This is a genomic window from Bacteroides luti, from assembly GCF_900128905.1.
Lineage (GTDB): Bacteria > Bacteroidota > Bacteroidia > Bacteroidales > Bacteroidaceae > Bacteroides > Bacteroides luti.
In genome coordinates this window covers 38,678-59,474 of sequence record NZ_FQTV01000004.1, presented here as the reverse complement: position 1 = coordinate 59,474, position 20,797 = coordinate 38,678, and the positions used below count along the sequence as shown (strand labels likewise).

Here is a 20,797-nt window from a genome sequence, read left to right as displayed (position 1 = left end):
ATGGAGAAGATTGTTACACCCGGGTGTACCGGTTATTTACACCCGGGTGTAGAACAAAAAGTATGACCAATAAAAACGAGCGAAGAAGGCAGACTTACCTTCTTCGCTCGTTTTGTTTTATAATAGGATATAGGAAATGCTTATTGAAAAGCTAAAATTATTTTTTTTCAAAGATTTTATCTTTGTCCGAAACTGTAGATGGAGCACCTACAATGCCTCCAATAGTGACATTAGACATCTCAATACGTTCTGCATTCGTGAAGCTAACACCTATCTTTGCTTCCTGAACTTCTACGTTCTTGAAGTGAATATCATGTACAATATTCTTTGGATAGCCCTGAATTACTAATCCGGCATTCGATGCCTTCTTGCATTTCAGCCCATTTACATATACATCACAAATATCAGTTACATTAAATTGGTTGGTCTCGGTACGGGCATAGGCTGATGTTATAAAGAACAGATCTTCAACATTATCGAATTCTACATTATTTATATAGATATGGCGAATAAAGCCACCACGATCGGGATTTGTTTTAAAATAAATACCTCGTTTGCAATAACCGGCAAATGAGCAATCTCTCACGAATACATTTTGAATGCCGGATGACATTTCGCTTCCTAATACCACGCCGTGTAGTCCCTTAAAGCGACAATTCCGGATAATAATATTCTCCGACGGTGTTGCTGTAGCACGTCCTTCGTTGTCTCTACCAGCTTTTATGGCAACATTATCATCTCCGTTATTGAAATCAATATCTTCAATAAGGATATTCTTTGAATACTCAGGATCAATACCGTCGTTATTTACCAGTTTGGCATCGTATTTCAGTTTTCTACAAGTAATGTTTTCACTTTTAAGTAAATGAATGCACCAGAAAGGGGAATTGGTTATAAACACACCTTCCAATAATATGTTTTTAGATTTGTAAAACTGTATCAGTTGTGGACGTAAGTAATGTCCTTCACCAAAGCTACGTTCGGCAAACGGCACATTATTATGGTTCACATAACGTGTACGCTCAACATCTTTTTCCTGATTGCTTCTCCATGTACCAAAAGTATTCTGTGCATTTCCGTCTATTTTTCCTTTACCGATTATTGAAACGTTTTCTACTTCGTATCCATAAATAAACGGACTGTAATTAGAAACGAATGTTCCTTCCCAGCTTGTTGATACAACCGGAAGATAATCAGCAGGATTATCGCTGAACTTCAGTTCGGCTCCTTCGGCCAAATCAAGACAGACATTGCTTACAAAGTGAATTGGGCCTTTTATAAAATATACACCGGCGGGAACAACAATGTGAAATCCTCCTTTGCTTTTCAGGGCGGCTTTCATTGCCTTGTCGAACGCTGGCTTGCAATCTTTTACACCATCGCCTTTTGCTCCGTAACGGGTAATGTTTACTGTCTTTTCGGGAATAGACGGAGGAGTAATTTTACTTAAAATTGATTCATACAATGCCTGTTCATTCTGAGCAAACATGATGTTTGCGAATAGCAAAAACAGACTCAAACAAATTATTTTTTTCATTGTTGCATTATTTAAAGCCTTTACCATTTTATTAATCCTAAAGATATTGTACAGACAATGATTCTTGTTTTATCAGGATTTTAGTTTCAGGCCCGTTTCATTTATGATAATATTATCGCAAACATACAAAATAAAAAAGAGCGAAGAAAACTGATCTACCTTCTTCGCTCATTTAATATTGTAAAGGATGAATTTTATTTTGCCAGTTCAGCAATTACATCCATAATCTTCTGACCAATTTCTTCTGCAGCTTCCATTGTTGAGGCTTCAGAATATACACGGATAATTGGTTCTGTGTTACTTTTTCTCAAGTGAACCCATTTATCTGGGAAGTCAATCTTAACGCCATCAATATCGTTGATTTCTTCTTTTGCATAGATTTCTTTTACTTTAGCCAGAATAGCATCTACATCAATTGAAGGAGTTAGCTCCACTTTGTTTTTAGCAATAAAGTAAGGAGGATAAGTAGCTCTCAGTTCGCTTACCTTCTTTCCTTCGTGAGCCAGATGGCTAAGGAAAAGAGCGATACCAACCAATGCATCGCGTCCGTAGTGGCTTTCAGGATAGATAACTCCACCATTGCCTTCACCACCGATTACAGCATTAGTATCTTTCATTTTAGTTACCACGTTTACTTCACCTACAGCAGCAGCATTGTAAGTCTGTCCGTATTTACGGGTTACGTCGCGAAGAGCACGAGTAGAGCTTAAGTTCGAAACGGTATTTCCCGGAGTGTGCTTCAATACGTAATCGGCAACTGTTACCAATGTATATTCTTCTCCGTACATTTTTCCGTCTTCGCAAATCATTGCCAAGCGGTCTACGTCAGGGTCAACCACGAATGCAACATCAGCTTTGCCGCTCTTCATCAGGTTCATGATGTCTCCTAAGTTCTTTTCAAGCGGTTCAGGATTGTGTTGGAAGTTACCAGTAGGTTCGCAATATAGCTTTTCAACATGCTTTACGCCCAAAGCTTCAAACAATTCAGGAAGAATGATACCTCCCACAGAGTTAACACAGTCAATAGCTACTTTGAAGTCGGCTTTGCGGATAGCTTCCACGTCAACTAATTTAAGTGCTAATACACTTTCAATATGCTTTTTGTTGTAAGTTAAATCTTCACGATAAGATCCCAGACTGTCTACTTCGGCATAAGTAAACTCTTCTGCTTCTGCTATACGAAGAACTTCTTCTCCTTCTGCTGCATTCAGGAACTCTCCGTACTCATTTAACAGCTTCAGTGCATTCCATTGTTTTGGATTGTGGCTGGCAGTAAGAATAATACCTCCGCAAGCACCTTCCATTGTAACGGCAAGTTCTGTAGTTGGAGTAGAAGCCAAACCGATATCTACTACGTCATAGCCCATTCCCATTAAGGTTCCAACAACTACGTTATTAACCATTTTACCTGAAATACGAGCGTCGCGACCTACTACAATCTTATTGCTTGTAGATTTACATGTCTTTCTGATTAACGTTGCATAAGCAGATGTGAATTTTACAATGTCGAGTGGGTTTAAACCCTCGCCGGCCTGTCCGCCAATGGTTCCGCGGATACCGGAAATTGATTTGATAAGTGTCATAGATATTTGAATATAATGTTGTTTTTATTTATACAATAACTACTTCAATTAGCTTTTAATATAATCTGTTCACCATAACAGACTTGGATAACTAATTATTTGCAGTTAATAACGGCTCATATTTTTTCAATCCCTTTTCGAAGGTATCGATAGCTTCCTGCATTGTTCCGTAGAACTCTCCTCCGGAAGCATTCAAGTGTCCGCCACCATTGAAGTATTCAGAAGCGAATTTGTTGCATGGGAATTCTCCCACAGAACGTAACGAAACCTTTATCATGTTTGTATCTTCGCGGAAAAAGGCTGAGAACTTTACTTCTTTAATAGACAATGGAATGTTTACAAAACCTTCCGCATCTCCTTTTACGTAGTTGAAGTTCTTTAGTTCTTCCTGAGTGAGCCAGATCATAGCCGAATGAGATTCAGGATATACTTTCATTTTTGAATGAAGGACATATCCCATCAGGCGCAAACGGCATTCGGAATAAGTATTATAAACGTTACGGTTTATATCGTCCTTGTCGATACCTTTAGATATTAACTGACTGATAATATAGTATATTTCCTGACTGTTTGAGTTATATGTAAAGCTGCCTGTATCGGTCATCATGCCGGTATATATACATTCGGCTCCTTCTTTGGTCATTTCATCAAAATAACCAAGGCGACAGATTAACCGGAAAACCAGTTCGGATGTAGACGAAATCTCAGGATGAGACATTACGATAGAGCAGAAGTCATCCGGAAATGGATGATGATCTACCATTACTTTACGTGCTTTAGCCTCTTTTACTACCAAGCCAAGATCGTCAATACGTTTCAGTCCGTTGAAGTCGAGACAGCAAATCATATCGGCATCGGCTACCAGTTTATCGGCTTTCTCTTTGTCGTGATTGTAAAGTGTAATATCCTTTGCACCCGGCATCCACTTCAGAAATTCGGGAAAGGCATTGGGTACAATAACGTTTACTGTTTTCTTCTGCGAAATAAGAAAATGATAAAGTCCTAATGAAGAGCCCATAGCATCTCCGTCAGGTGAAGTATGCGATACAATAACTACTTTCTCAGTTTCTTTTAGCCATTCACCGAAAAGATCGATATTGGCCTGATCTATTATTTTTGTCAACATAACAGTTTATCTTCAATATTGAGCAACAAAAGTACAAATTAATTTGTATTAAAGCGTGATTTTGTAAGCTCCTTTTTCTGATATTGAGAAATAGTCAATGCCTAAAAGTTTGCATTCTTTTTCTATAGCTTTTCGTTTGTAATCGCTCAAAGAGGCATCAATAACCACTTTCTTTGTATTGAAAAGTGGCATGAGCCACACTAATTTACCTTTATACCCTTTACAAAGATATAAATAGTCAATGTTTAAAGGGTTGTTGGAAACTTTGTTTCGCCAACTATCATCTTTTATCATGCAGATGGTTTTTCCTTCAAAATAAAGTACATCATTTTGCTTCCAGATGGATTTACCACGAAAGCTAGAAGGAAGTATTTGCGGAGTGTTTGCCAGATTTTTATTCCAGAAACGCTGTGTGGCATAACGTAACTTCTTGTGTACACTATCTTTTTCGGCTGAAAAGAGATAGGAGGTTTCCGGCGATTCTATCAGATGAACCGTGGGACAGTTGCGGGCATTATAAAAAATGATTGAACGAATATTTTGTTGCTGATATCTCTCTTTTGCATGGAAGGTAATCAGAATTACGATGCATGGCAACAAACCAAAAAGTGCCCATCTTTTTCTGGATATGAAATAGAGCGAACTGAGAAAAAGTATCAGATAAAACACAGCAACATCGGCAGAGGTGAGCCAAATATGATCAATGGAAGAGTAGGGCAGATGTTCAACAAAACTCACTGTTCCATTCAGAAACTTGATAGATTCTTTCAGAAGAAAGGCTAAAAGTGTTTGCAGTGGAGAAATGAAACCTATGCAGAGTGTAAAGACGGCCAGATACATAATGACCGATACCAGCGGCACGACAATGATATTGGTCAGCAAAAAATGGGTTGAGAAACGGGAGAAATAATAAAGAATAATGGGAGTGGTTATTATCTGCGCTGCAATAGAAACAGTCATTAATCCCCATACATATTTCACAATGCGGTTTTCTGTTTTAACCAATCCGTCCAGCCATGGCTGGATAATAACAATTCCGGCTATGGCTGTGAATGATAGCTGAAAGCTTACATCGTACAGATAAAAAGGGTTGTAAACCAGCATCAATAATGCTGCAACTGCCAGAGTGTTGAGCGTAACTGGATGATTGTTCCGTATTCTGGATAGAGCAATTAATGAAAACATAATTACCGATCGTACAACGGGGGAAAGGAGTCCGGTGAGGAAAGCAAATCCCCATAGCAAGATAATAATGATCAGCTGTTTTGCGATTAACGTTCCTCTCTTTTTGTTGGCAAAGCTCAGCAGAAATTCCAGCAAGAAATAGAGAAAACCAATATGCAAACCTGATAGAGAAAGCACATGACTGGCCCCGGAAATAGAATAGCTTTCCCGTATATCTTCGCTCAGCTCATCCTGATATCCTAAAACCAAAGCCGAAAGAACGGTGTATTCATCTCCCGAAAATCCCAGATGCTTTATTTTTTTTAGCAACATCTTCCGGTAATCAAGTGCGGTTTGTTTCAACGTTCGGTGTGGATCGTGCCCTTTAAGTTGCCAGTTACCGGTATAAGCAAAGGCTGTTCCGCTAATATTTTGATGAAGCAGATAAGACGCATAATCAAACTCTTCGGGATTTCCGTTGTTGCGAGGTGCGTTTATCTGCCCATAAAAAAGTAACTGGTCTCCTCGCTTAAGCTGTTGGCTTGCTGAATCTTTCGTGAGGTAAAGCAGAACTTTCTTATCTACTGAATGACTGCCTGCAGAATCCTGACTTGCAATTACCGATACCGGACAAAGTATGCTGTGCTCTTTCTCTTTTGGATCTTCCGTGAGCTGTGCTTTGTAAACGCACTTTTCAGCAGACCATTGATGGTGTACGGACGATAAATGCAGTTCGGTTATTGCTGCGCCGAGAGTAAAGAGTAGCAGATATATGCAAACTCCCGTGAGCCAGCGGTGCGTATATTTTTTGAAAACGTGGTAAAGAATAAAAGAAACCCCACACACTAGGCAGAGTATGCCCATAACAATCCTGCTACATTCTGTTTCGTTCAGAAACGAATGACTGAAATATATCCCGAGTATCAGGGGAACCAGGAAACGTACAAAGGGATATTTGTGCAGGTGTAAAGGCATCTGCACGTTGAAATTACAATGCTTTTAGCTGATGAATCATATCTTCAGGTGAAGATGCCGCAAATACTGCATTTCCTGCTACCAATACATCTGCGCCTGCTTCCAGCAATAGGGGAGCTGTCTTCTCGTTTACACCGCCATCCACTTGTATCAACGCATCAGATCCGGTTTTATCAATCAACATTCTTAGTTCTTTTACTTTATCCAGAGAATGTTCAATGAATTTCTGACCTCCGTATCCGGGATTAACGCTCATAATAAGAACCATGTATACATCTTTAATGATATCTTTCAGCATAAAGACCGGAGTAGATGGGTTAATGGTTACGGCAGGTTCCATCCCTGCTTCGCGAATCTGTTGAATAACCCTGTGAATGTGTGGGCACGCTTCGTAGTGCACATTCATAATTTTAGCTCCTGTAGCCTTAACTTCCGGAATAAACTTCTCGGGATTTACGATCATTAAATGCACATCAAGCGGTTTCTTGCAGAGTTTGCTAACTGCTTTAATAACAGGGAATCCAAAAGAAATATTCGGAACAAATACACCGTCCATAATATCAAGATGCAGCCAGTCGGCTTCGCTTCGGTTTATCATCTCAATATCTTCTGCCAGATTAGCAAAATTGGCAGCAAGCAGTGAAGGGGATATTTTATGTTTCATGACTATCTAGCTGTGTAATTGGTTTTGCAAAAGTACATAAAATAATTGAACTAAGGGTTCTTATTCCGGCTTCTTTTAGAAACTTATAGAATGGTAAATGAAATCCTGTACAAAAGAATGAACTCTTCTGTATAAAACAAAATAAGATTCTGTACAAAAGATTCTATCCTTTTGTACAGGATACAAAAAAGATTTAGTGTTTCATCCAAGAATGATTCCTTGCAGACCGTCGGGCATTGATGGCTCAACGTGATAATTGCGGGCAAACATTTTTAAGAATGTTAGTGTCTGTAAGCTGGGCTTTAACTCGCCTTTAACCTTGTTATTCCGTTTATCTTTTTTCTGCTGATTGGTTGGTTGAGTAATGTTATATTTCATAGGCATACTTTTGTTTTGTTTTCTATAAAAACGTAGGAAACAAAACTTTAGTATGCTTATGAGATAAATATTTTAATCGAGGGTGAGAATCATTTCTTTCTCTTCCGCCATACGGCGAAGGTTAAGGATAGCGTAACGCATTCTTCCAAGAGCAGTATTTATACTAACTCCTGTAATATCTGCAATTTCTTTGAAACTCAAATCTTGATAAAAGCGCATGTAAACCACTTCCCGCTGATTATCCGGAAGTTGCTTTACGAGGTGGCGCACATCATCATGAATCTGTTCATTAATAATTTCCATCTCAATGGTTCCTTCAGAGAGTTTCATGTTATTCAGCAGATCAATTTCGCTGTCATCGTTCGAAATTACATTCTCATTCCGTTCCTGACGGTAATTGTCAATAATCAGGTTATGAGCTATACGTGTAAGCCATGCGGGGAATTTTCCATTCTCCGTGTATCGTCCTTGTTTAATGGTCATAATAGCCTTCACGAAAGTCTCCTGAAAGATGTCTTCCGCCAGTTCTGTGCTTTTTACAATGAAGTAAATATAGGAATATAACCTATTCTGATATCGATTAAGGAGTGTATCAAAGGCTTGATTTTCTCCTTTTGAATATAAGATTACCAATTCTTCATCGGTCATCTTCTTCAAATTTTTCATTACGTCTTAATTTAGGATTAGAGTAATGTTTAATCGATAGGCTATGGTTTTTAGTTGATATGAGTGTTAATTGATACAAATAAACATATTATTTCGCTAACAACAAAATAAAAACAACCAAAAGTGCGTTAATGTTCTTTCCATTAACGCACTTTTGTATATCTGTATGCGGAGTAATAATTGGGTTTAAAGAAGCTTCATTCCATCCAGAACTTTAAATCCGCGAAGAAATTCGTCTATGCCAAGTCGTTTCTTTCCGGCTAGCTGAAGAGATTTTATTGACAGATATCCATTCCCTGCAGCAACGTGGAGATAAGTTTTGCCATCTGTTTTAATGGTTCCCGGAACATCCGAGTGAGCTTTCTCCACTTTTTCTGTCTCAAACACTTTTAGTGTAATAGGCGACTCTTGTCCGTTGTGAAGTTCTGTCCATGCAGCCGGATAAGGAGACAGTCCGCGGATAAAGTCATATATCTGCTTTACATTTCCCGACCAGTTAATACGGCAAGTCTCTTTAAAGATTTTAGGTGCCGGGCGTAACTCTTCCGGTTGAGCCATTTCTTCCTGTGGAATAGGTTTTACCCGATTCTCAAGAATAGCATCAACTGTTTCAATTACCAGTTTTCCGCCGAGTACCATTAGTTTATCGTGAACCACTTCCACGTTATCAGTGTCAGCTATTGGAATGTGCACTTGCTGAATAACGTTTCCGGTATCTATTTCATGCTGAAGGAAGAATGTGGTAATTCCTGTTTCCGTATCTCCGTTAATCACAGCCCAATTGATAGGAGCAGCTCCGCGGTATTGCGGAAGGAGTGAGGCGTGCAGATTAAATGTACCGAAGCGCGGCATTGCCCATACAACCTCCGGTAACATGCGGAAGGCTACTACAATTTGCAGATCTGCTTTCCATGCTCTTAATGCTTCAACAAATTCTTCATCTTTTAACCGTTCTGGTTGAAGTAAAGGCAGATTTTGCTCTAAAGCATATTGCTTTACGGGCGAAAACTGCAGCTTATGTCCTCTTCCTGCAGGTTTATCGGGCATTGTTATTACACCTACTACATTATATCCACCTTCTACAAGGCATTTAAGAGACTCCACAGCAAAGTCGGGAGTTCCCATATATACTATTCTCAGGTCTTTCTTTTCCATTAATCTTTGATTTTAATTGTGTGATTTATAGTCTCTTCTCACTAGTTATCACTGGTTTAATCTTCGGAGAAGTGAACCAGAAGTTGTCTGTATGTACTTAATATCTTCGATTTAGAGACAAAGCCGATATATGTTCCTTTTTCATCAACAACCGGAAGATTCCAGGCTTGTGTATCATCGAAAGTATGCATTACTCGTTCCATGGAATCATCAATAAACAGTTTGGCAGGAACAGAACTCATTAGTTTACTTGCAGTATACCGATGATAAAGTTCCTGTCTGAACATAATATTACGTATATTATCAAGTAAAACAACTCCTTGCAGTTTCCCGTGTCTATCCACAACCGGGAATAAATTTCTTTTTGCCTGAGAGATTACTTTAACCAGTTCTCCCAAGTCGGTTTCCGGTGATACTTGCTGAAAATCGTTTTCAATAACATTCTCCATCTTCATTAACGTTAGTACCGCTTTGTCTTTATGGTGAGTAATGAGTTGCCCCTTTTTGGCAAGACGCATAGAGTAAAGACTGTGAGGTTCAAAGATAATTATAGTAAGATAAGAACTCACAGAGCAGATCATTAAAGGTAGAAACAGGTCGTATCCTCCGGTTAGCTCGGCAATAAGGAATATTCCCAGCAAAGGGGCATGCATTACACCAGCCATTACTCCGGCCATTCCCATTAAAGCGAAGTTCTTTTCAGGTAAATCAATGAAAAATCCCAGTTCGTTTGATAGATGAGAAAATACAAATCCGGCAATACATCCCAGGAATAAACTTGGAGCAAAGATACCACCACAACCACCGCCTCCGTTGGTTGCTGTCGATGCAAAAACTTTAAATACAATGATGAGGAATAAATAGACTAATAGCAGATTATTGTTTCCGTAAAAAAGAGAATTGTTCATTACTGTATGCCATTCTCCAGAGGCTGCTCCCTTAAGCAGCAGGTTGATAGTATCGTATCCTTCACCGTAAAGAGGAGGGAAAAGGAAGATTAGGATACTCAGCATAACTCCGCCAAGTGCAAGTTTTTTGTATGGTCCTTGTAATTTTCCGAAAATAGTCTCTATGAAATTTGAAGCTCGCGTAAAGTAAAGCGATACCAGTCCACAGAATATTCCCAAAAATATAACATAAGGAATGCGCTTCATGTCAAAAGCCTGATCGAGATTGAATTTAAACATAGCCTCTGTTCCCATAAAAATATATGATACCGTAGCGGCTGTAACGGAAGTAATCAGTAGGGGAAGAAGCGAAGCCATTGTAAGGTCGATCATCAAAACTTCAAGTGTAAATACTACTCCTGCAATTGGGGCTTTGAAGATTCCCGCAACAGCTCCCGCTGCACCACAACCGATGAGTAACATCAGTGTTTTGTGTTCCATTCTGAATACGCTTCCCAGATTGGAACCAATGGCTGAGCCGGTAAGAACTATCGGAGCTTCGGCTCCTACAGATCCACCACATCCGATGGTGATAGCACTGGCTATAGTGGAAGACCATATATTGTGGCGCCTTATTCTTCCTTGTCTGCGCGAAATAGAATAGAGAATCTTTGTAACACCATGACTAATATCGTCTTTCACAATATTACGTACAAATAGTCCGGCCAACAAAATACCTGCAACCGGGTAAACTAAGTAAAGGTAGTTAGCTCCTGTTGCATTAAAATTGTCGGTCAGAAAGTTTTGAATCAAATGAATCAGACTTTTTAGAATTATTGCAGCACTGGCTGTACAAACTCCTACTATGAAGCTGAGAATAAGTATAAAGTGTTTTTCCTTTATATTCTTTTCACGCCAAAATATAAACTGCTGAAATAAACTTATTTTTTCGGTTTTCATATCTTTATATTACATACCTTTTCCGGTAAGTATTGTTCTAATCGTATATATTAATATCTTTATGTCTATGGTTAATGATCTGTTCTCCAGATATATTAAATCGTATTGTAAACGTTCAATCATCTTGTTTACTGTATTTGCATATCCATATTTTACCATCCCCCAGGATGTGATGCCTGGTTTTACCGATAATGTTTGGTAATAATAAGGCGCTTTGCAAACAATCTGATCTACGAAAAATTTCCTTTCGGGCCGTGGACCTACCAATGACATTTCGCCCTTCAGTACATTCCAAAACTGCGGTAATTCATCTAAACGATATTTTCGCAATATCTTTCCGAACTCAGTTATTCTATCATCATTTAGATCTGATAATAGCGGAATTTCTTTTTCAGCATCCATCTTCATGGTTCTGAACTTATACATTGTAAACGGTTTGCCTCTGTAACCAAGTCTTTCCTGCTTATAAAAAGCATCTCCCGGTGAATTCTTTTTTATTTTCCATGCTATCCATGCAAATAAAGGAGAAAAAAAGAATAAGGCAAGTACTGATATTATTTTGTCGAAAATGTTTTTTATGTTTTTTGCCCCTTCAGACATGTTATCCCGGGTTATTTCAACCATCGGAGTAGCATAAATGGATGACATCTTTACACTTCGCGAAAGTACATTCTTTTCTCCGGCAATAACCTTGATTGGTAAATTAAATCTATAAAGGCCGTTTAGCAATTCAAAGAATGCTTTCTCATCAGTGGAGTCGGGCGCAACTATTATCTCTTCTACATCTTCTCTCTGAATAAACTCTTCAATATTTTCAAGTCTTTCAACAGGCAGATCTTTGATAAGACAAGGTTCTTCTTTAAGACTTATAAATCCAACTATTTTATAACCAATAGATTTTGGTTGAGAATTAAGCTCCTGAAATAATTTAAGAGCTTGTTCTCCGGCACCTATTATAATCGTATTGAATCCAATTATTCTGTTGTGTATTTGGGTTGTTAGTTTCTGGGTTATTAATGCTCTTATGCTATAAGTGAGGATAAATTGTCCGAAGAAAAGGATTGCCAGTAATTGATAATAGACGTGATAATCCCTAGGCAAGTCGTCAACCAATATCACGAAAAATACGATTAATACGCCTATTTCGACAGATACAAGTGTCTTATTGAGTTCCAATAATCTGGACTTTCTTATCGGAGAATTATAATATCCCGATAAATAGTAAAGCAATAACCAAAAGAAAGGTATAATAATCTGTCCGGTTAATACCTTTCCAGAGAACTGATAAGAAGCAAAATCATCAAATCCTAGTGAAGAGGCTATATTGTAATATCGGTAAATATTCGCAAGAAACCAGATCACATTTGCTGCAATATAATCTCCAAGAAGATATTTAATGAGCTGTTTCCTTTGACTTACTTTCATTAATATGTTCCCTTATTATTCCCGAATCACCTTTATGACTCCTCCTTTTCCTAACTTAATAATACTGGATGGTTTTGCAGGAGAAAGATCATCCTGTTTAAACTTAACAATATAGTCTACCGCTGATTTTATCTCTTCGCTTATTTCGCTAAAATTTGCGGGAGATGGTTGTCCGCTGATATTTGCTGAAGTAGAAACAATTGCTTTGCGGAATCGTTGACATAACTGGCGTGAGAATTGTTCATTTGTTACACGAATGCCTACACTTCCATCTTCTGCCAATAAATTCGTGGCCATGTTCCTGGCTCCATCATAAATTATGGTTAGAGGCTTGTCTGCCAATTCAATTAAATCCCATGCCACTTGGGGAACATCACTTACGTAAAAATCGACTTTTACGGACGAATCTACCAATACAATAAGTGCCTTACTGTCAATACGCTTTTTAATTTCGTAAACTTTGTGAACAGCTTCAGGATTGGTTGCGTCACATCCAATTCCCCAGATAGTATCTGTGGGGTAAAGAATAACCCCACCTTCATTCATTGTGCGGCACGCTTCCTTAATATCTTCTGTAAATTCCATAATGTATTAATGTATAATTGCTGCAAAAATACATAATACATTTTTGGAATCAAAATATTTAGTTCTCGAACATTCGGCTACGTGCTATCATACACGCTCCAATAATGCCTGCTTTTTCTTTGAGCTTGGAAGTGATAATTGTAGAATCTTTATTGACAAGATTAAGAGAATATTTGCGGATCGCAGTTTTGATAGGCTGTGTAATATAATCACCTGTAATAGATACTGTTCCACCAATAATAACCATTTCCGGATTAAATATATTAATTAAACCTGCAATTTGTTTTCCTAGTTTTTGGCCAACTTCTTCTACTATATCGATGCAAAGTATATCTTCTTTTCTTACAGCATCGAGAATGTCGTCCAGAGTTACGGTTTTGTTATTTAATACCTTCTCTGATAAAATAGAACTGGCACCTCCTTTTACTCTCTCTATTAACATTCTGTGCATAGCAGAACCGGATGCTTCTGTTTCCAGGCAACCTTTTTTACCACAATGGCATATAATTTCGTTATCGTATGTGCTGATATGTCCAAATTCTCCAGAGAAACCGGATTTACCTGTGTATACCTTTCCATCAATTATAATTCCAATACCGAGGCCCCAGCTGATGTTTACGAAAATAATATTTTTTTCATTGGTTACTCCACCAACCATATATTCACCATAAGTCATGGCGCGAGTATCATTGTCAATAGTTACTCTGTATGAAAGTTTTTCTGAAAGGATTTCAGCCAAGGGGCGTTCTTCGAAATAAAACATGCTATAGCTATATCCGGACTCAGGATTAACTCGTCCCGAAATATTTACGTTGATATTAAGAATCTTATCTTTTTCAATTGATAGTTTTTTAATGAAATTCAGAACTAACAGACAAAGATTGTTAAGTGATTCTATAGTGTTTTCAAAAGAATAGGGAATGTTCATTTTTAATTCTACTATATCACCTTTGAAATTAATCAGGCCAATATTAATATCGTATAGATTGATATCAACCCCGATAAAGTATCCTGATTTAGGATTCAATCCATATAAGTTCGGATGACGTCCACCGCTGGTTTCTAGTTTTCCGTAATCATTGATGAATCCTTCTTCGCACATTTCACTAATAAACTTAGTAACAGTAGGCACACTTAGATCAACTTCTTTAGAGAGATCTGTGATGGTAGAATTTCCATGAGATATGTAGTAATTTATAATTTTCTTTTTGATAAGGGCATTCTTGCTACCTTTTTCTAACTCGGCCAAAAAGTTCTTGTTCATATTTAAATGTATTTCGGATATAAAAGTGTGAATCTTTCTATTTATATTTTATTTCTTATTCAACAAAGATACTTATTTTTTTATTATATGTATGGTTTTTTATTTAAATATTTACTAATTCTAGCTAAAGGTAGATTAAATTGTTATTATTTAAATTTATAGATAAGCTTATTATTAATAATATAAGTGCCTTAGTGGTGTTGTGTAGGGTAAACTATGACGGATTTTTTTTAGAAAATGTAAGAATAGCATCTGTAAGTCTTGATAAATTATAGACTTACAGATGTATATTGTGGGTAAGTATTACTTTAAAGGAAGAATTTCAATCCAATAACCATCAGGATCATTTATAAAATATAATCCCATATCGGTATTTTCGTAACAAACACACCCCATTTCTTTGTGGAATTCTCTAACTTTATCGTAATCTCCGGGAACACGCATGCAGAGATGAATTTCGTTGTCACCTAAATTGTAAGGTTCTTTGCGATCTCTTAACCAGGTTAATTCCAAACTAAAATTTGTTGTTTCGTCTGTTAGATATACTAAAATAAACGAACCATCACTGGCAACTTTACGTTTGGCTTCTATTAATCCAAGTGCTTTTGCATAAAACTCAATACTTTTCTCAAGATTGAGTACATTGAAATTGAAATGATCGAATCTGCTTTTTATTTCCATATCCTTAATTAAATTAGTTTCTATTCTTGTGAATCTATAATACAAAACTTTCACCTTTTGATGTCCATTTCATGACTTTGCATTTTTTTGTTTCTGCGTATGGAGCAAATGCTGCAATTTTATGATAGGCATTATCAAAATGCATGGGAGCTAAAATATCAGTTGGAATACGGTTGATAAATTGTTCAGCTCCTTTCATATAATCCTTTCCTAAGCGAGGATCAATGGGGAAAAAAGCAATATCTAAATGATCTGAGTCTTTCGCTAATAACTCAAGCTCCTTCAGGTAATTATTCTCATATTCTTGTGATTCTTCAAGTGGGCATTCTTCGTTCCAATGCCAATTGTTTAAATCGCCTGCGTGAAAGATTTCCTTTTCTGAAGTTTGAATCAGGAAAGAAATGCCAATATCAGTGGAGCCATAAGCTTTAATATTAAGACAGTCATCTTTAAAACTATCTAGCTTGTCAAGATATAACGCGTCTTCTTTATTAGCTAATCCGGCATCAAGAATATCCTTCGAAAAGATGTACTGGATATTGCTTTTTTGTAACTTCCAGCTGAGAACTTCAGGATTGAAATGATCTGCGTGAGAATGTGACGACAGAACATAGAGTTTTTGCGGTTGACGAAGTAAATATGAGTGTATATAGCCATTCTCCTGAGACTTGGATGTATCCTCGTAATAATCTATTATAACGTTGAACTCATTGAACTCTAATGCAAAACAGCTATGATAAATATAGGTTATCTTCATTTTGGAGTCTTTTAGTTTATATAGATGAATTAAATGCAAAACAAAGATATAAAATATGGTTAAGGTTTGGTTGCTTATTAATATTTCTTTTGAATGTTTTTAATAATAATGAAGTATATTTGCTACGGTAAAAATAAAAAAAAGTAATATGGAAATAAATGATAAAAATGCAGCTTTGGATGGACGAACTGAAGTTGCGATATTTGCTGGTGGATGTTTTTGGGGTGTCGAACATTTAATGAAAACTGCTCCCGGAACTCTTATTGTTGAATCTGGATATATCGGTGGAAAAAAAGAAAATCCTTCATATGAAGAGGTTTGTCGTCATGATACAGGTCATGCTGAAGCTGTTCGAATAGTATTTGATCCCTCTAAATCTTCTTATGAAGAATTAGCAAAATTGTTTTTCGAAATCCATGACCCTGAACAAGAAGATGGTCAGGGGCCTGATCTTGGCGATCAATATCGTTCTGAGATATTTTATACAACTCCTGAACAGAAAGAAATAGCTGAAAAATTAATAGGCGTTCTTACAGAAAAGGGTTATCATGTTGTAACAAAGGTTACTCCTGCTACTACTTTCTGGAGAGCCGAGGAGTATCATCAGAATCATTATGAGCTTAGAGGTACTGAGCCGTATTGCCACATTTATACAAAAAGATTCTGATTTTATTTTTAAGATAAAGAAGTGTTTTCAATTCTTTTATCCAGGCTTTTGGACGCTAATGGCGTTGATGAAGAGTTTTACACTAGTGATAAATAGTAAAAAAGAAGGAGAGGATTTGTTCTGAATAACAGAATCCTCTCCTTTGTTTCGTTGTAGACTATTGAGTAATCTTTACTAAATGCTGAATCATTGACGCTGGAATGTCTTTGATGTCTTTTATTTCCAGTGAAGCTTGTGTCTGACCATCTTTCTTTTCCAATGTTTCGTTCACAATTTCTTTTTCTAATTTGTACATAGCGCCGGTTGCAGGGTCAACTATAAGAATGCCGATAAGACCTCCAAAAATAATGTTGCCGAAATACCATCCGTTAAGATTGCATTTAACAGGAATAGATTTTGTTTCGTAACCCTCCATTGTTAGTTTAAGTAAGTAAGACTGACTGCTGAAGAAGCCACTTCCTGATTTTAGATAGATTGTTGTAGGAGACAGGCCTTCGAAAACAGTTGCTCCTCTTTTGTCTGTAACTTCTACCTTTACTCCATTAGGATTTGTATTTACTGTTAATGGCCAGTTACTTTTACTTACGATTGAAGCACAACTGGAGAAGAGGCATATAAATGCTGCAACGAATAGTGATTTAGTGAGATTTTTCATTTGTTTAATAGATTTTAAATTATCCAATATAAACTCTTATTTATATAATATATATTTTACAAATGAATGGAGAATAATCTAAACATTAAAATTTTTATTAAATTATTTTATTTCCAATTTTTAATTTATAAAGGAAAACTAAACTTAGATATTAGTTGTTATTAAATTAAATAGCTTCTTTTTTTGTTTGTAGAGTGTTGATAATCAATGTGAATAGTTGTTTTTGCGATGAAAATATTGTTTTACTTTATTGTTTCTTTAGTTGCGTTTTTCTTCAGTAGTGTGTGAGTAAGATTTAAATGAAAAGAATTTGAATATCCAAAAAATGAAACCAAATGAAAACAATACCTTTAACAAAAGATGAATTTCTAGCCAGAGTGGCTGATTATAATGAAAGTCCTGATGAATGGAAATATCTTGGTGATAAACCTGCTATAATTGACTTTTATGCTTCATGGTGTGGTCCGTGTAAGGTTATAGCTCCAATTCTTGAAGAACTGGCAGTGGAATATGCGGGAAAGATCTATATATATAAAGTAAATACAGAAGAAGAGGAAGAGCTTGCTTCTGTATTTGGAATTCGTAGTATACCTTCTTTATTATTTGTGCCTATGTATGGTTCTCCTCAGATGGCACAGGGAGCAATGCCAAAATCAGCTTTTAAAGATGCTATAGAAAAAGTTCTTCTGAAAATGGAAAACTGATTTTTGAATGGAGATTCTATTTATCCATGATAATGAATGAATTATGGATAAGGAATATGAGAAATAATCTCTGAATTCTTTTTTTGTTTACGAGAAAACATTTATCTTTGCGCCGGATTTATATAGTCAATTATAATGTCTTACTTAATTAAAGGTATTTAAACAAAATTATTAATGGAAAATTTAAAGAACGTTGCTCCTGTTGAAGATTTCAACTGGGATGCGTATGAAAACGGTGAAACCTTTGTTGGTGTTAGCCAAGAAGAACTAGAAAAAGCTTACGATAGTACGCTTAACAAAGTTAGCGACCGCGAGGTAGTTGACGGAACTGTAATCTCAATGAACAAACGTGAAGTTGTTGTTAACATTGGTTACAAATCAGATGGTATCATTCCTTTGAATGAATTCCGTTACAATCCTGAATTAACAATCGGTGATAAAGTAGAAGTTTACATCGAAAATCAGGAAGACAAGAAAGGTCAGTTAATCCTTTCACACAAAAAAGCTCGTGCTGCTCGTTCATGGGATCGTGTTAATGCAGCTCTTGAGTCTGAAGAAATTGTTAAGGGCTTTATCAAGTGCCGCACTAAGGGTGGTATGATTGTTGACGTATTTGGAATCGAAGCATTCTTGCCAGGTTCTCAGATTGACGTTAAGCCTATCCGCGACTACGATGTATTCGTTGGAAAAACTATGGAATTCAAAGTTGTTAAAATCAACCAGGAATTCAAAAACGTTGTTGTTTCTCACAAAGCTCTTATCGAAGCTGAACTTGAACAACAGAAGAAAGAAATTATCGGTAAACTTGAAAAAGGACAAGTTCTGGAAGGAACTGTTAAGAATATCACATCTTACGGTGTATTCATTGACTTGGGTGGCGTAGACGGTTTGATCCACATTACAGACCTTTCTTGGGGACGTGTTAGCGATCCTAAAGAAGTTGTTGAATTGGATCAGAAACTTAACGTTGTTATCCTTGACTTTGATAACGAAAAGAAACGTATCGCTCTTGGTTTGAAACAACTTACTCCTCATCCATGGGATGCTCTTTCAGCTGAACTGAAAGTTGGTGACAAGGTAGAAGGTAAGGTAGTTGTTATGGCTGATTACGGTGCATTTATCGAAATCGCTCCAGGCGTTGAAGGTTTGATTCACGTTTCTGAAATGTCTTGGTCTCAACACTTACGTAGCGCTCAAGACTTTATGAAGGTAGGTGATACAGTTGAAGCTGTTGTTCTTACACTTGACCGTGACGAACGTAAGATGTCTTTGGGTATCAAACAATTGAAACAAGATCCATGGGAAACTATCGCAGATAAATATCCTGTAGGTAGCAAACATGTTGCTAAAGTTCGTAACTTCACTAACTTCGGTGTATTTGTAGAAATCGAAGAAGGTGTTGATGGATTGATCCATATTTCTGATCTTTCTTGGACTAAGAAAGTTAAACACCCATCTGAATTCACTTCAATTGGTGCAGATATCGACGTTCAAGTTCTTGAAATCGACAAAGAAAACCGTCGTTTGAGCTTAGGCCACAAACAATTGGAAGAAAATCCTTGGGATGTATTCGAAACTGTATTCACAGTAGGTTCAGTACACGAAGGAACTATTATCGAAATGCTTGATAAAGGTTCTGTAGTTGCTCTTCCTTATGGTGTTGAAGGTTTCGCTACTCCAAAACATCTTGTAAAAGAAGACGGTTCACAAGCTCAGTTAGACGAAAAACTAGAGTTCAAAGTAATCGAATTCAATAAAGATGCTAAGAGAATCATTCTTTCTCACAGCCGTATTTTCGAAGATGCTGCTAAGGCAGAAGAGAAAGCAGAAAAGAAAGCTGCTTCAAAGAAAACTACTAGCAAGAAAGAAGAAGCTGCTCCTGCAATAACAAACCAGGCTGCTTCTACTACATTAGGTGATATCGATGCATTAGCTGCATTGAAGGAACAAATGGAAGCTGATAAAGACTAATTAATTAGTTATAAATAAAATCTGAAGGGGTTGCCGTTTTCGGTAGCCCCTTTCGTTTCAAACAAGTAGTATGGAAAAATTTGATGTACATATTCTGGGATGTGGCTCTGCTTTGCCTACCACGCGTCATTTTCCTACTTCTCAAGTTGTAAACCTGAGAGACAAGCTCTTTATGATAGACTGCGGCGAAGGAACGCAAATGCAATTTCGCAGATCTAAACTAAAGTTTTCACGTCTGAATCATATTTTTATCTCTCATCTTCATGGTGATCATTGTTTTGGATTGCCTGGTCTTATCTCTACATTTGGAATGCTGGGGCGTACAGCAGAGCTTTGTATTCATGCGCATAAGGATATGAGTAAATATCTCGATCCGGTGCTTGATTACTTTTGTCAGCATCTTCCATATAAAGTAACATTAATCCCCTTTGGTACTAAAAAACCAGAATTGATTTACGAGGACCGCTCGTTAACGGTAACTACTATACCTCTAAAGCATCGTGTTCCTTGTTGTGGCTTTCTTTTTGAGGAGAAAGCGGAAAGAAATCATATTATTCGTGACATGATTGACTTTTATCAGGTCCCAGTTTCTCAGATGAATCGTATAAAGAATGGTGAGGATTTTATAACTCCCGAAGGAGAAGTTGTTCCTAATAGTCGCCTTACTATTCCTGCAACACCTCCCCGTAGATATGCATATTGTTCTGATACTATCTATACTGAAAAGATAGTAGATCAGATTCAAGGTGTCGATCTTTTGTTTCATGAAGCCACTTTTACTCAGGCGGAACTTCCCAGAGCAAAAGAAACTTATCACACTACTGCTCGACAGGCTGCACAGATTGCTCTTACTGCTAATGTTAAAAAACTATTGTTAGGACATTTTTCTGCCCGATATGAGGATGATTTAATATTTTTGCAGGAAGCAAAAGAGATATTTCCGGTATGTCAGCTTGCTAAAGAAGGTTTGTATATAAATATTTAGAGGTTTAA

At 37.0% G+C, this 20,797-nt stretch carries 17 protein-coding genes and 2 pseudogenes; 4 read left to right on the top strand and 15 right to left on the bottom strand.

Going from position 1 to position 20,797, the window contains the following annotated elements:
• Positions 1 to 157: 157 nt before the first annotated feature.
• The 14 genes from BUC21_RS04660 to BUC21_RS04595 form a co-directional block, all read right to left on the bottom strand.
• Positions 158 to 1,537: a glycoside hydrolase family 28 protein gene (locus BUC21_RS04660; protein ID WP_083547611.1), complete on the bottom strand. Its 1,380-nt coding sequence runs from the start codon at positions 1,535 to 1,537 to the stop codon at positions 158 to 160.
• 194 nt (positions 1,538 to 1,731) lie between these two features.
• A complete protein-coding gene (gene glmM, locus BUC21_RS04655; protein ID WP_073399723.1) occupies positions 1,732 to 3,120 on the bottom strand; it encodes a phosphoglucosamine mutase in 1,389 nt (462 codons plus the stop codon).
• Between the two features lie 91 nt (positions 3,121 to 3,211).
• Complete coding sequence (locus tag BUC21_RS04650) at positions 3,212 to 4,246, bottom strand: DHH family phosphoesterase (protein ID WP_073399721.1); 1,035 nt, start codon at positions 4,244 to 4,246, stop codon at positions 3,212 to 3,214.
• A 48-nt stretch (positions 4,247 to 4,294) separates the two neighbouring features.
• Positions 4,295 to 6,385 (bottom strand): ComEC/Rec2 family competence protein, encoded by a 2,091-nt coding sequence (locus BUC21_RS04645; RefSeq protein ID WP_073399719.1) that lies wholly within the window; start codon positions 6,383 to 6,385, stop codon positions 4,295 to 4,297.
• Between the two features lie 13 nt (positions 6,386 to 6,398).
• Positions 6,399 to 7,049: a ribulose-phosphate 3-epimerase gene (gene rpe, locus BUC21_RS04640; RefSeq protein ID WP_073399717.1), complete on the bottom strand. Its 651-nt coding sequence runs from the start codon at positions 7,047 to 7,049 to the stop codon at positions 6,399 to 6,401.
• A 201-nt stretch (positions 7,050 to 7,250) separates the two neighbouring features.
• Entirely contained in the window at positions 7,251 to 7,427 is a 177-nt protein-coding gene (locus tag BUC21_RS16400) for a hypothetical protein (protein WP_175550478.1), read from the bottom strand.
• A 72-nt stretch (positions 7,428 to 7,499) separates the two neighbouring features.
• Positions 7,500 to 8,093 (bottom strand): RNA polymerase sigma factor, encoded by a 594-nt coding sequence (locus BUC21_RS04630; protein WP_073399713.1) that lies wholly within the window; start codon positions 8,091 to 8,093, stop codon positions 7,500 to 7,502.
• Between the two features lie 186 nt (positions 8,094 to 8,279).
• Entirely contained in the window at positions 8,280 to 9,248 is a 969-nt protein-coding gene (fmt, locus tag BUC21_RS04625; RefSeq protein WP_073399711.1) for a methionyl-tRNA formyltransferase, read from the bottom strand.
• A gap of 56 nt (positions 9,249 to 9,304) precedes the next feature.
• Entirely contained in the window at positions 9,305 to 11,095 is a 1,791-nt protein-coding gene (locus BUC21_RS04620) for a chloride channel protein (RefSeq protein ID WP_073399709.1), read from the bottom strand.
• A gap of 9 nt (positions 11,096 to 11,104) precedes the next feature.
• Complete coding sequence (locus BUC21_RS04615) at positions 11,105 to 12,520, bottom strand: sugar transferase (protein ID WP_073399707.1); 1,416 nt, start codon at positions 12,518 to 12,520, stop codon at positions 11,105 to 11,107.
• Positions 12,521 to 12,535: 15 nt separating this feature from the next.
• A complete protein-coding gene (locus BUC21_RS04610; RefSeq protein ID WP_073399704.1) occupies positions 12,536 to 13,105 on the bottom strand; it encodes an L-threonylcarbamoyladenylate synthase in 570 nt (189 codons plus the stop codon).
• Positions 13,106 to 13,163: 58 nt separating this feature from the next.
• On the bottom strand, positions 13,164 to 14,369 hold the full coding sequence (locus BUC21_RS04605; protein ID WP_073399702.1) for an ROK family transcriptional regulator: 1,206 nt from the start codon (positions 14,367 to 14,369) through the stop codon (positions 13,164 to 13,166).
• Positions 14,370 to 14,672: 303 nt separating this feature from the next.
• Entirely contained in the window at positions 14,673 to 15,050 is a 378-nt protein-coding gene (locus BUC21_RS04600) for a VOC family protein (RefSeq protein ID WP_073399699.1), read from the bottom strand.
• Between the two features lie 34 nt (positions 15,051 to 15,084).
• Entirely contained in the window at positions 15,085 to 15,807 is a 723-nt protein-coding gene (locus tag BUC21_RS04595; protein ID WP_073399697.1) for an MBL fold metallo-hydrolase, read from the bottom strand.
• A 187-nt stretch (positions 15,808 to 15,994) separates the two neighbouring features.
• On the opposite strand from BUC21_RS04595, the pseudogene msrA reads away from it, so the two are divergent.
• A pseudogene (msrA, locus tag BUC21_RS04590) lies at positions 15,995 to 16,474 on the top strand (peptide-methionine (S)-S-oxide reductase MsrA); the annotation flags it as partial.
• Positions 16,475 to 16,631: 157 nt separating this feature from the next.
• Here the strand turns inward: msrA and BUC21_RS04585 are convergent.
• Positions 16,632 to 17,129 carry a hypothetical protein gene (locus tag BUC21_RS04585; protein WP_073400051.1) on the bottom strand — a complete coding sequence of 166 codons (498 nt, stop codon included), beginning with the start codon at positions 17,127 to 17,129 and terminating at the stop codon, positions 16,632 to 16,634.
• A 329-nt stretch (positions 17,130 to 17,458) separates the two neighbouring features.
• On the opposite strand from BUC21_RS04585, the pseudogene trxA reads away from it, so the two are divergent.
• The 3 genes and pseudogenes from trxA to BUC21_RS04570 form a co-directional block, all read left to right on the top strand.
• Positions 17,459 to 17,833: pseudogene (gene trxA / locus BUC21_RS04580) on the top strand (thioredoxin); the annotation flags it as partial.
• Between the two features lie 174 nt (positions 17,834 to 18,007).
• Entirely contained in the window at positions 18,008 to 19,804 is a 1,797-nt protein-coding gene (gene rpsA / locus BUC21_RS04575; RefSeq protein WP_073399694.1) for a 30S ribosomal protein S1, read from the top strand.
• Positions 19,805 to 19,874: 70 nt separating this feature from the next.
• On the top strand, positions 19,875 to 20,789 hold the full coding sequence (locus tag BUC21_RS04570) for a ribonuclease Z (protein WP_073399692.1): 915 nt from the start codon (positions 19,875 to 19,877) through the stop codon (positions 20,787 to 20,789).
• Positions 20,790 to 20,797: the final 8 nt, after the last annotated feature.

Bases quoted from the DNA above. Each gene is read 5' to 3' on its own strand.
- BUC21_RS04660 (WP_083547611.1), bottom strand. From the start codon at position 1,537: ATGAAAAAAATAATTTGTTTGAGTCTGTTTTTGCTATTCGCAAACATC.
- glmM (WP_073399723.1), bottom strand. From the start codon at position 3,120: ATGACACTTATCAAATCAATTTCCGGTATCCGCGGAACCATTGGCGGA.
- BUC21_RS04650 (WP_073399721.1), bottom strand. From the start codon at position 4,246: ATGTTGACAAAAATAATAGATCAGGCCAATATCGATCTTTTCGGTGAA.
- BUC21_RS04645 (WP_073399719.1), bottom strand. From the start codon at position 6,385: ATGCCTTTACACCTGCACAAATATCCCTTTGTACGTTTCCTGGTTCCC.
- rpe (WP_073399717.1), bottom strand. From the start codon at position 7,049: ATGAAACATAAAATATCCCCTTCACTGCTTGCTGCCAATTTTGCTAAT.
- BUC21_RS16400 (WP_175550478.1), bottom strand. From the start codon at position 7,427: ATGAAATATAACATTACTCAACCAACCAATCAGCAGAAAAAAGATAAA.
- BUC21_RS04630 (WP_073399713.1), bottom strand. From the start codon at position 8,093: ATGAAAAATTTGAAGAAGATGACCGATGAAGAATTGGTAATCTTATAT.
- fmt (WP_073399711.1), bottom strand. From the start codon at position 9,248: ATGGAAAAGAAAGACCTGAGAATAGTATATATGGGAACTCCCGACTTT.
- BUC21_RS04620 (WP_073399709.1), bottom strand. From the start codon at position 11,095: ATGAAAACCGAAAAAATAAGTTTATTTCAGCAGTTTATATTTTGGCGT.
- BUC21_RS04615 (WP_073399707.1), bottom strand. From the start codon at position 12,520: ATGAAAGTAAGTCAAAGGAAACAGCTCATTAAATATCTTCTTGGAGAT.
- BUC21_RS04610 (WP_073399704.1), bottom strand. From the start codon at position 13,105: ATGGAATTTACAGAAGATATTAAGGAAGCGTGCCGCACAATGAATGAA.
- BUC21_RS04605 (WP_073399702.1), bottom strand. From the start codon at position 14,369: ATGAACAAGAACTTTTTGGCCGAGTTAGAAAAAGGTAGCAAGAATGCC.
- BUC21_RS04600 (WP_073399699.1), bottom strand. From the start codon at position 15,050: ATGGAAATAAAAAGCAGATTCGATCATTTCAATTTCAATGTACTCAAT.
- BUC21_RS04595 (WP_073399697.1), bottom strand. From the start codon at position 15,807: ATGAAGATAACCTATATTTATCATAGCTGTTTTGCATTAGAGTTCAAT.
- BUC21_RS04585 (WP_073400051.1), bottom strand. From the start codon at position 17,129: ATGAAAAATCTCACTAAATCACTATTCGTTGCAGCATTTATATGCCTC.
- rpsA (WP_073399694.1), top strand. From the start codon at position 18,008: ATGGAAAATTTAAAGAACGTTGCTCCTGTTGAAGATTTCAACTGGGAT.
- BUC21_RS04570 (WP_073399692.1), top strand. From the start codon at position 19,875: ATGGAAAAATTTGATGTACATATTCTGGGATGTGGCTCTGCTTTGCCT.